The sequence below is a fragment of the Streptomyces sp. SID5785 genome (genome assembly GCF_009870065.1).
GTDB lineage: Bacteria > Actinomycetota > Actinomycetes > Streptomycetales > Streptomycetaceae > Streptomyces.
This window is the reverse complement of sequence record NZ_WWIA01001075.1, coordinates 1-9,893: the sequence shown is the minus strand read 5'-3', so window position 1 is coordinate 9,893 and position 9,893 is coordinate 1. Positions and strand designations below refer to the sequence as shown.

At 73.4% G+C, this 9,893-nt stretch carries 15 protein-coding genes; 5 read left to right on the top strand and 10 right to left on the bottom strand.

Annotation, left to right across the window (positions count from 1 at the left end; all coding sequences use genetic code 11):
- Positions 1-325 (bottom strand): VOC family protein (locus tag GTW43_RS34900; protein WP_343246211.1); only part of this gene is annotated, 325 nt, incomplete at its 3' end.
- A 161-nt stretch (positions 326-486) separates the two neighbouring features.
- Here GTW43_RS34900 and GTW43_RS34895 point away from each other — a divergent pair.
- Positions 487-1,134, top strand: a complete 648-nt coding sequence (locus GTW43_RS34895) for a TetR family transcriptional regulator (protein ID WP_161305982.1) — start codon at positions 487-489, stop codon at positions 1,132-1,134.
- A gap of 136 nt (positions 1,135-1,270) precedes the next feature.
- Here the strand turns inward: GTW43_RS34895 and GTW43_RS34890 are convergent, their stop codons facing one another.
- Together GTW43_RS34890 and GTW43_RS34885 are read right to left on the bottom strand one after the other, a co-directional pair.
- On the bottom strand, positions 1,271-1,783 hold the full coding sequence (locus tag GTW43_RS34890) for a nitroreductase family deazaflavin-dependent oxidoreductase (RefSeq protein WP_161305981.1): 513 nt from the start codon (positions 1,781-1,783) through the stop codon (positions 1,271-1,273).
- Positions 1,783-2,973 (bottom strand): acyl-CoA dehydrogenase family protein, encoded by a 1,191-nt coding sequence (locus GTW43_RS34885; RefSeq protein ID WP_161305980.1) that lies wholly within the window; start codon positions 2,971-2,973, stop codon positions 1,783-1,785. Before GTW43_RS34885 ends, GTW43_RS34890 begins: the two co-directional genes overlap by 1 nt.
- Positions 2,974-3,073: 100 nt before the next feature.
- Between GTW43_RS34885 and GTW43_RS34880 the strand changes: the two genes are divergently transcribed.
- Complete coding sequence (locus GTW43_RS34880; protein WP_161305979.1) at positions 3,074-4,252, top strand: acetyl-CoA acetyltransferase; 1,179 nt, start codon at positions 3,074-3,076, stop codon at positions 4,250-4,252.
- Positions 4,253-4,280: 28 nt separating this feature from the next.
- On the opposite strand, the gene GTW43_RS34875 is transcribed toward GTW43_RS34880, so the two are convergent.
- Both GTW43_RS34875 and GTW43_RS34870 read right to left on the bottom strand, forming a co-directional pair.
- The gene (locus GTW43_RS34875; RefSeq protein ID WP_161305978.1) at positions 4,281-4,523 is read right to left on the bottom strand and encodes a DUF397 domain-containing protein; all 243 of its coding nucleotides are present in this window, start codon (positions 4,521-4,523) and stop codon (positions 4,281-4,283) included.
- Positions 4,520-5,359 carry a helix-turn-helix transcriptional regulator gene (locus GTW43_RS34870; protein WP_343246210.1) on the bottom strand — a complete coding sequence of 280 codons (840 nt, stop codon included), beginning with the start codon at positions 5,357-5,359 and terminating at the stop codon, positions 4,520-4,522. Before GTW43_RS34870 ends, GTW43_RS34875 begins: the two co-directional genes overlap by 4 nt.
- Before the next feature lie 75 nt (positions 5,360-5,434).
- Between GTW43_RS34870 and GTW43_RS34865 the strand changes: the two genes are divergently transcribed.
- Complete coding sequence (locus tag GTW43_RS34865; protein ID WP_161305977.1) at positions 5,435-5,863, top strand: hypothetical protein; 429 nt, start codon at positions 5,435-5,437, stop codon at positions 5,861-5,863.
- A complete protein-coding gene (locus GTW43_RS34860; RefSeq protein ID WP_161305976.1) occupies positions 5,853-6,518 on the top strand; it encodes a pyridoxal 5'-phosphate synthase in 666 nt (221 codons plus the stop codon). The genes GTW43_RS34865 and GTW43_RS34860 overlap by 11 nt, the downstream gene beginning before the upstream one ends.
- 16 nt (positions 6,519-6,534) lie before the next feature.
- Here GTW43_RS34860 and GTW43_RS34855 read toward each other — a convergent pair whose 3' ends face one another.
- From GTW43_RS34855 to GTW43_RS34835, 5 genes are all read right to left on the bottom strand, one after another.
- A complete protein-coding gene (locus GTW43_RS34855) occupies positions 6,535-7,437 on the bottom strand; it encodes a GNAT family N-acetyltransferase (protein ID WP_161305975.1) in 903 nt (300 codons plus the stop codon).
- Positions 7,418-7,903, bottom strand: a complete 486-nt coding sequence (locus tag GTW43_RS34850) for a Zn-ribbon domain-containing OB-fold protein (RefSeq protein WP_161305974.1) — start codon at positions 7,901-7,903, stop codon at positions 7,418-7,420. The genes GTW43_RS34855 and GTW43_RS34850 overlap by 20 nt, the downstream gene beginning before the upstream one ends.
- On the bottom strand, positions 7,903-8,352 hold the full coding sequence (locus GTW43_RS34845; RefSeq protein WP_161305973.1) for a DoxX family protein: 450 nt from the start codon (positions 8,350-8,352) through the stop codon (positions 7,903-7,905). Before GTW43_RS34845 ends, GTW43_RS34850 begins: the two co-directional genes overlap by 1 nt.
- Positions 8,353-8,430: 78 nt before the next feature.
- Positions 8,431-8,889: a DUF4267 domain-containing protein gene (locus GTW43_RS34840; protein WP_161305983.1), complete on the bottom strand. Its 459-nt coding sequence runs from the start codon at positions 8,887-8,889 to the stop codon at positions 8,431-8,433.
- A 70-nt stretch (positions 8,890-8,959) separates the two neighbouring features.
- On the bottom strand, positions 8,960-9,403 hold the full coding sequence (locus GTW43_RS34835) for a DUF1772 domain-containing protein (protein WP_161305972.1): 444 nt from the start codon (positions 9,401-9,403) through the stop codon (positions 8,960-8,962).
- 89 nt (positions 9,404-9,492) lie between these two features.
- Between GTW43_RS34835 and GTW43_RS34830 the strand changes: the two genes are divergently transcribed.
- Positions 9,493-9,893, top strand: a 401-nt coding sequence (locus GTW43_RS34830; protein ID WP_161305971.1) for a TetR/AcrR family transcriptional regulator, incomplete at its 3' end; no start/stop codon positions are given.

Genomic DNA, 9,893 nt, shown 5'->3' with positions numbered 1-9,893 from the left:
TCCCGCCGGGCAGCGGTCCTGCGGCGATCCGGCCGCCGGCCGCCGTCACCCGCTCGGCGGCGTCGTACGCGTCCCGCACCGCGAGGTGCACCCGCCATCCGGCGACGGCGGTGCCGCCGGGTCCCGCCACGGCCGGGCGGAGGGCGGCGGCGCTGCGGTCCGCACTGTAGGCGGCGGTGTAGAAGCCGCGCTCGGCGCCGGCGCCCTCGTCGAAGGTCCAGCCGAAGAGATCGCCGTAGAAGCGCTTGCCCGCCTCGACGTCGGGCAGCGCCGCCTCGGCCCAGCAGGGGGCGCCCTCGGGATAGTCGGGGTCCAGGGTCGTCACGGCGTCACGCTAACCACGGGGGCACCGGACCCGGCCCTCATATTCGAACGTATGGCCAATTCCGGCCGCTCCCGGCGCGTCATTTGACCGGGGCGATGCTTCCCAACCCCATTTGCAGTCGGCCAGATCGCGCTCCGATCACCCCTCGGTAAGCTGACGGCATGACAGGACAAGTACGGACCGTCGACGGCCGTGTGGCCGGACGGCGCGGTCAGGCGACACGCCAGAAGCTGCTCGACTGCCTCGGCGAGATGCTCAGCTCCTCGCCCTACCGGGACGTCAAAGTCATTGATGTCGCGCGCAAGGCGGGCACCTCACCCGCGACCTTCTACCAGTACTTCCCGGACGTCGAGGGCGCCGTCCTGGAGATCGCCGAGCAAATGGCCACCGAGGGCGCGGGGTTGACCGAACTGGTCGCCGACCGCTCCTGGGTCGGCAAGGCCGGCTGGGCGACCGCACAGGAACTCGTCGACGGCTTCCTGGAGTTCTGGCGCAGGAACGACGCGATCCTGCGCGTCGTCGACCTCGGTGCGGCCGAGGGCGACAAGCGCTTCTACAAGCTCCGCATGAAGATCCTGAACTCGGTGAACAACTCCCTGGCGGACGCGGTCAAGGAGCTCCAGGACAAGGGCAGGGTCGACAAGGACGTCAGCCCCGCGGCGGTGGCCGGCTCGCTGGTCGCGATGCTCGCGGCGGTCGCCTCGCACCAGAAGGGCTTCCAGTCCTGGGGCGTGAAGCAGGCCGAACTGAAGCCGAATCTCGCCCTGTTGGTCCACCTCGGCGTCACGGGCAAGAAGCCGACGAAGTAGCCGTTCCCTGCTGCTCCCTGCTGCCCCCTGCTGCCCCCTGCTGCCCCCTGCTGCTCCTTCCTGTTCCTGTCGTACGGCGGCGGTTCACGTGCTCCGGCATGTGGGCCGCCGCCGTTGCAGTGGGGCCGCAATCCCCCTATGTCACGTCTTCCTGCGGCGTGCCGCGCTCCCGGCGCTCCAGCCGGAAGAGCCTGATCTCCCGCTCCACCCGCCGCTGGTACGTCGCGTACGGCGGCCAGAAGCGCAGCGCCGCCGTCCACGCGGCCTCCCGTTCGGCCCCGGTGAGCAGCCGGGCTGTGACGGGGACGTCGGTGCCGTGCCAGTTGATCTCGGCGTCCGGGTGGGCCAGCAGGTTCGCGGTCCAGGCGGGGTGGCCGGGGCGCCCGAAGTTCGAGCCGACGAGCAGCCAGCCGTCCCGCTCCTCCTCCGGCATGCAGGCCAGCGGGGTGCGGCGGCTCAGGCCGCTGCGCGCGCCGCGGGCCGTGAGGATCACCCCGGGCAGCATCTGGGCGCTGAGCAGCACCCGGCCACGGGTGAGCCGGTGCACGGCGCGGTCCATCGCGGGGACGACGTGCGGGGCCGCGCGGGCGAAGGCGCGGGTCGACGAGACCTTCTGGACGAGCCGGAGCACGGCCGCGGGCGGGGGCATCAGACGCTCACCTGCGCGCCGGACCCGAACAGGCCGGCGGCCCCGGCGGCGCGGGCCCGCAGCAGGTGCACGGGCCCGAAGAGCAGCTCGTCGCCGGTGGCCCGCTTCACGTAGAGGTGGGCCTCGTGCTCCCAGGTGAAGCCGATGCCGCCGTGCAGCTGGACGGCCTCGGCCGCGGACGTGCGCAGGGCTTCGAGGGCCTGCGCGAGGGCGAGGCCCCCGGCCCGCTCGGTGCCGGCGCCCGCGGCCCAGGCGGCGTAGTAGGCGGCGGAGCGGGCAGCCTGCACCTGGACGTAGACGTCGGCGAGGCGGTGCTTGACGGCCTGGAAGGAGCCGACGGGCCGGCCGAACTGCTCGCGCTCCTTGACGTAGGCGACGGTCCGCTCCAGCGCGCGGTCGGCGGCGCCGACGGCCTCGGCGGCGATCAGGGTGGCGGCGCCGTCCCCGGTGGCGTCGAGCGTGGGGGCCACCTCGGCGTCCTCGGTGCCGAGCAACTCGGCCTCGACGTCGCGCAGTTCGATCCGGGCCTGGGGCCGGGTCTCGTCCAGCGCGGTCTGCCGGGTGCGGGCGAGTCCGGCCGCGTCCGCGCGCACCAGGAAGAGCAGGGTGCGGGAGCGGGCGAAGCCGCCGGTGTGGGCGGCGACGAGGAGCAGCCCGGCGCTGTGCCCGTCGAGCACCTGCTCGGCCTGCCCGTACAGCCGCCAGCCGTGCTCGCCCCGGGTGGCCTGGACGCCGCCCGCGCGGCCGCCGCCGGACCAGTCGCCCGCGTTGTCGGCGACGAGGCCGAGCGCGGTGGCGAGCCCGGTGCCGGGGACGGCGAGTGCGGCGGTCAGGGAGCCGTCGGCGATGCGGGGCAGCAGGTCGGCGCGCTGCTCGTCGGTGCCGAGCGAGGCGACGAGCGGGGCGACGAGACCGCTGGTGGCGAGCAGCGGGGTCGGCGCGAGCGCACGGCCCAGCTCCTCCTGGGCGAGGGCGAGTTCGGTGACCGTCGCACCGACGCCGTGGGCCTGCTCGGGCAGCGCGAGGCCGGGCAGCCCGAGCTCCTTGCCGAGCGCGCCCCACAGGGTGAGGTCGTGCCCGTCCGGGGTGCGGGTGGCGGCCCTGACGTCGTCCGGGGTGCAGCGTGCGGTGACGACGTCGCGCAGGGTACGGCGGATCTGCTGCTGTTCCTCGGTGAACCTGGCGTCCATGCGAGCCCCTTTCTGACGGGCCGTCATGTTAGGCCGCGGGGCCGGGTATGCCCAGACCGACGAGGGGGCGGATCACGCAATCTGATGTACCGTCAGATTCATGCTGACCGGTACTGGATCACCGCGCAAGGTCGCCGTCGCCGGAGTCGCCCTGTCCGACTGCGGGCGGGTGGACGACGCCACCGCGTACGCGCTGCACGCCCAGGCCGCCCGCCGGGCCCTGGCCGACGCGGGGCTCGGACCCGGCGTCGTCGACGGCTTCGCGAGCGCCGGGCTCGGCACCCTCGCCCCCGTCGAGGTCGCCGAGTACCTCGGGCTCAGGCCCCGCTGGGTCGACTCCACCTCCGTGGGCGGCTCCACCTGGGAGGTCATGGCCGCGCACGCGGCGGACGCCATCGCCGCCGGGCACGCCCGCGCCGTCCTGCTCGTCTACGGCTCCACGGCCCGGGCCGACATCAAGGCGAAGCGCCGCACCTCCAACCTCTCGTTCGGCGCGCGCGGCCCCCTCCAGTTCGAGGTGCCGTACGGGCACTCGCTCATCGCCAAGTACGCGATGGCGGCCCGCCGCCACATGCACGAGTACGGCACGACGATCGACCAGCTCGCCCAGGTCGCCGTGCAGGCCCGCGCGAACGCGTCCCGCAACCCGGACGCCATGTTCCGCGACCCGGTCACCGTCGACGACGTGCTGGCCGGGCCGATGATCGCCGACCCCTTCACCAAACTGCACTGCTGCATACGCTCCGACGGCGGCGCGGCCGTCCTCCTGGTGGCCGAGGACCTGCTCACCGACTGCGCCCGGCCGCCCGTCTGGGTCCTGGGCAGCGGCGAGCACGTCTCGCACACCACGATGTCCGAGTGGGAGGACTTCACCGTCTCCCCCGCCGCCGTCAGCGGCCGCCTCGCCTTCGAACGGGCCGGGGTCACCCCCGCCGACATCGACATCGCCGAGATCTACGACGCCTTCACGTACATGACCCTCGTGACCCTGGAGGACCTCGGCTTCTGTGCCAAGGGCGAGGGCGGCGCCTTCGTCGAGAAGGGCCGGCTGCGCCACGACGGCGAACTCCCCGTGAACACCGACGGCGGCGGCCTCTCGGCGCAGCACCCGGGGATGCGCGGCCTGTTCCTCCTGGTGGAGGCGGTGCGGCAACTGCGGGGAGACGCGGGGGCCCACCAGGTGCACCGCCCCGACGGCACACCGCCCCGGCTGGCGGTGGCGTCCGGCACGGGAGGCTGGTTCTGCTCGGCGGGCACGGTGGTGCTGGGGCGCGACTGAGGGCGCGCCGTCACGCCCCCGCTCGACGTCAGCCCCGCGCCGCGAACCTCGTGAACGACGTCCACGCCTCGGCCCCGACCCGGAAGGACGGGCCCGCGGACGGGGCGGTCTTCGAGTCGCGGACGTGGACGGTGCGGGGGGCGACGCTCGCACCGGTGCCGCGCGTGACTCCGTCGCGGCCCGACGTGCCCGAGGCGTAGGCGACTTCGAGGCAGGCCTCGCCCTGATTGTTGCTGTAGCTGCTTTTGAACCAGGCCAGTTCGGTGTTCACAGCCGTTCCGCCGTCCTCTCGATGAGATCCGCGGATTCCCAGGGGTCGAGGGCCTGAGCCCGCAGCATCCCGAAGCGGTCCATGCACTGGCTGACCTCCTCGGGCTTCGTGATCAACCTACCGGCGACCTGCGCGTCCGAGTAGGCATAGTTACGCCCCTCCAGGGTGCTGAGCAACTGCATTGAGCCGGCCAGGCCCGCATGCCTTCGACGGGAGGTCGGCATGACCTGCACCATCAGGTTGGCCGTGGCCCGAATCAGCCCCAGCACGTGCACGAGTTGAGCTCTGAGCACTCCGGCCCCGCCCACGGGCCGCGTGAGAACTCCCTCCTCGATGACGTACCCGAAGTTCGGGACCGGGACGCGGTGCACGATGGCCTGCCGCTCCAAGCGGCCCTGCACGTCCTTCTCGATCTGCTCCTCGGGCAGGCGCGGCACCGCGGACTCGTACAGCCCCCGCATGTACTCCTCTGTCTGGAGCAGGCCCGGAAACACCATCGCCTCGTACGCGTTGATGACAGCGGCCTTCTTCTCCAGCCTCACCCATCCCACGAACGTCGGGGGATACCTCTCCTCCTCCATGAGCGGCACGCACGACGTCAGCGCTCCTCGCGCATCGAGGAGCCGGTCGGCATCCGCGAGGAACGCCGACGTCGGGATCCGCTCCCCGCACTCGTACGCGCTCAGCGTCGACACCGACACGAGCAGCCGGTCGGCGACGGCCTTCTGCGTGAGACCCGCCCGCGCCCGAAAGCTCTTGATCAGGGCACCGACATGCCGCCGCGCCGGGGAGACGGCCGTTGTCCCGATCGGCTCAGGGTGTTCCACAGTGGTCACGACAGACTCCACATCACCGCGATGTACTCACCGAAGTACTGGTCACCCTACGCAACCACCCCGACGCTGGGCGTCATGACGAGCGAACCGACCCCCGACTGGGTCCCCCGCACCGGCCTCCAACTGCGCCTCGCGGGCGTGCACTTCGACGCCATCCGGCTGCGCGGCGTCCGCGGCGAGGCCGTGCTGCACCATCTGGTCACTCTCACCGACGGTGACCCGGGGCCCGTCGTGCGCGAGGTGGCCGGGGGCCGGTGGACCTACTTCCTGCTGGCTCCGGGAGAGAGCAGGGACTTCGACTGGCCGCCCGGCGCGACGTGTTTCGGGCCGGTGGCCCGGGACCAGTACGTCGGCGTCCCGGCCGCGTCCGGGAACACGTATCCGCTGAGCTGGCGGTGCGGGCCGCCGCGCGTGGGCGCCTTCGTGGACGCCGAACTGCTGCACGGCGTGGTCACCGCGCAGCTGACGCCGGACCCTGAGGACAATCGACCGCATGGAAGCTGACGCGCCCGACCTCGACGCCCTGCTGCGCACCCTGCGCGTGTGGGACACCGACCTGCCGGACTTCGACCCCGACCGCACCCCGCAGGACCCGCTCCCCCTGTTCACGCAGTGGTTCGCCGAGGCGGTCGCCGCCGGGCAGCGCGAGCCGCACGCCCCCGCCCTGGCCACCACGGACGCCGACGGGCACGCCGACGTGCGGGTCGTCATGCTCCACGGGGCCGATGAGCGCGGGTGGCACTTCGCCTCGCACGCGGGCAGCGCCAAGGGGCGTCAGCTGGCCGGGACCCCGTATGCCGCGCTCGGGTTCTACTGGTCCGTGCAGGGCCGCCAGGTGCGGGTGCGCGGGACCGTCACGACCGGAGCGGCCGAGGCGGCGCAGGCCGATCTGCACGCCCGGTCCACCGGGGCCCTCGCCTCGGCACTGGTCGGGCACCAGAGCGAAGTCCTGGCGAGCCAAGACGAGTTGGCCCGCGCGTCCGCCGCCGCGTGGGAGCGGGCGCAGCGCGAGCCGGAGACGGTCGTCGCCTCGTGGACGGTGTACGCGCTGCGCCCGGACGAGGTGGAGTTCTTCCAGGGCGACGCCCGCCGCCGGCACGTACGGCTCAGGTACCGCCGGGGCGACGGACACTGGCACAAGGAGCTCCTGTGGCCCTGAGCCCGGACGCCGTGTCCTACGGCACGTCCTCCGCGCGGGGCGTGAGTCCCCAGACGGCGAAGTCCCGCAGGGGGCGGTAGCCGAGCCGCTGGTAGAGGCCGTTGCTCGTCGGGTTGGCGAGGTCGGTGAACAGGAGGACCTCGGGCGTGCCCGCCTCGCGCGCGGCGCGGCTGATCTCGGCCGTGACCGCGCCCCCGTAGCCGCGGCCGCGCAGCGTGGGCGGCGTGTAGACGGGCGCGACCCGGACGCTGCCCGCGGCGGGCCGGGTGACGCCCGCCATCGCGAGCGGGGTGCCGTCCTCGGCCTCCCAGAGCAGCACGCCCCCGTAGCCGAGCCGGCCGTCGACCCACTGCTCGGCCTGCTCCCGGCTGACCCCGCCGGCCTCGAGCCGGGTGTCCTCGGCGAACCGGACGAACCAGTCCACGAGAAGCTCACGGTCCCCCGGACCGGCCCGGCGCGGCCGCCCGGACGGCGCCGGGTCGGGCGGGGTCAGCGCGTCGAGCCGGTACAGCCGCTGGGCCATGATCCGCTCGGCCCGGCCGCCCGGGTTCCGCTCCTGCCAGGCGGCGGCCAGGTCGCCGGTCGTCCCCGCGGGGCCGCTCACCCCGCCCGGCAGCCGGCCGCCGAGCACGTCGAGCAGTGCCGCCGCCGCGGCGGGACCGGGCAGCACGGCGTAGTGCGGCTGGGGCGCGGTGCGGAAGAAGTACCCGTCGACCCGGCCGTCCGGCCCCGTCCACACGCCGAACGACGCGTCGCGGTCCGGCGCGCCGGGTGCCCGCAGCATCTCGATGACGCCCAGGGCGACGGTGTGCAGCGCGGGGTCGGCGCGCAGGAAGTCGCCCGCGCGCGCGACGAACTGCGCGCTGTCGCGGGTCAGCCACCAGCCGCCCGCGTCTGCCTCACCGGTCTCGGCGTCCATCGCCCCATGATGGCCGGGACCCCTCCGCCTCCGCGAGGGATTTCTGTGCCCCGGCGGGCCGGAACACCGGCACCGTGAAGCCGCCCCCGCCGTCCCGGAACACCACCTCGAGCGCCATGCCGGGCCTGAGGTCCGCCGCCGCGCAGTCGACGACCTCGGTCATCATCCGGGGCCCCTCCGCCAGGTCGACGACGGCGGCGGTGTACGGGGTGCGCGCACCGAAGGGCGGCAGGTCGTTGCGGTGGACGACGGACCAGGTGTACAGCACCGCCCGGCCGGTCGCCTCCCGCCAACTCCCGTCCTCGCTCCAGCAGTACGGGCAGAACTCGCGCGGGTAGTGATGGGCGCGGCCGCAGGCGGCGCAGTGCCGCACGAGCAGGCGTCCCTCGGCCGCCGCGTCCCAGTAGGGCCGGGTGAAGGCGTCGGGCTCGGGCAGGTCGAAGCGCAGCTCTCCGGGCGCGGTCATCAGAAGAGTCCGATCGCGTGGTCGAGGGACCAGGTCTGCCAGGACATGGCGAACAGGGCGACGAGCGAGATGAGCGCCATCATCGCGTTCTGTCCCTGCTCGGCCCAGTCGTGGATCATGAGGACGAGGTAGAGCAGGTTGAGCAGCAGGCCCCCGACGAGCGCGACCGGCGTCAGGAATCCGGCCACCAGGCCGAGCCCCAGGGCGAGTTCCGCGTAGACGACGACGTACGCCATCGCCTTGGGCCGGGGTTTCACGACGGTGTCGAAGCCGCTGCGGACCGCGCCCCACCGGTGCTTCGCGGCGACGTCCGCGGCCCACGCGATGCCGGTCCCGCGCTCGAACCAGCCCTTCTTGTCCTTGTGCCGCCAGCTCTCCAGCCACCACAGGCCGAGCCCGATGCGCAGCACGGCGAGCCACTCGGCGCCGCTGAGCCCTATCGCGTCCATGTCGCTCCCCTGATATCTGACGAACCGTCAGTTCAGCGTACGAGGCGGCCGGTCCGCAAGAGCCGGGACCGATGCGGATCACGCGGCCGGGGTCGCCGCCTGCGTCCGCGGGGCGGGGGACGGCGCGACGGCACCCCCGCGCGCTCCGCGCGCCTCGCGCGTCTCGCGCAGGACCAGGAGTCCGGTGGCGGCCATCGCCGTCGCGGTCAGGCCGTGGACGAGGAACGCGACCGGGACGGAGCCGTGATGGGCGAGCACCGTGGCCATGTCGCCGTACGCGGCGAAGGCCTCCACGAGCAGGACCCAGCCCAGCGCCCGGCGATGCCCCGTCACGAGGAGGACGGCCAGGACCAGCGCCAGGACGATGTCGCGGATCCCCTTCACGACGAGGAAGCCGCCCCCGTCACCGGCGGGCGGACGCGGCAGGCCGAAGCCCTCCGCCGCCACCTCCGGGCTCACGACGAACTCCGTCCCGAACCACAGGATGAAGAGCACGAAGGCGGCGACCAGAACGGTGTTGACCCTCTTCAGGGACATGATCCTCAGGGACATGGTTCTTCTCCTCGATGACAGCGGACGGAAGGACTGACGGACAGGTGCGCCGGGCTCAGGCGAGGGCGGTGACCAGAAGAACGAAGGCCGCGACGATGACGGCGACGCGCACGTAGTGGAGGCGGTCCCAGCGGCGCAACTGCTCCTTCCAGTCGGCGGGGCGGCTCTCCGGGGTCCAGGCCTTGACCCGGTTGTTGATCGGGACGAGCAGCAGGACCGACAGGAGCACGCTGACGACGAGCAGCGCACCGGCGGTGACGACGAGCGCGGCGCCCTGCGGCCACCCCGCGACGGCCCAGGCGGCGACCAGGGCGAGCGAGCCGAAGTACCAGAACGGCATCACGGCGCCGCCCAGCCGGCCCCCGTGGGCCCGGGCGAGCAGGCCGGTGTCGCCGGGGAGCGCGTTGAAGATCGGGTTGGTGAAGGCGGGGACGGAGAACTCGACCCCGACCATCACGCCGACGACCACGGTGGCGACGACTTCGAGTGCGGTGAACATGACGCCCCTCCAGGAGCTAGTGCCGCTAGCTGATGAGGCAACGCTAGCGCTACTGCCGCTCGCTTGTCTAGCGGTGCTAGCATCCATGTATGTCGGTACAGGAACGCAAGCAGCGCGAACGGGCGGTGCGGGAGCGGCTCATCGTGGAGACCGCGCGCGAACTCGCCGAACAGCAGGGCTGGGGCGCGGTCACGACCCGCAGGCTCGCCGAGCGCATCGAGTACAGCCAGCCCGTGCTCTACAGCCATTTCCGCGGCAAACGGGAGATCATCGGCGCCGTCGCGACCGAGGGGGCCGCCGAGCTGGCGGCCACCGTGCGGGCGGCGACCGCCGCCGCGGCCGGGCCGCGCGCCCGCGTCGCGGCCCTGGCCCGCGCCTACCTCGCCTTCGCCGCGCACCGGCCCGCGGTCTACGACGCCCTGTTCCGGCTCGACGGAGGCCTGGCCTTCGCGCAGGAGGCCACCCCGGAGCCGCTGAAGGACGCGTTCGC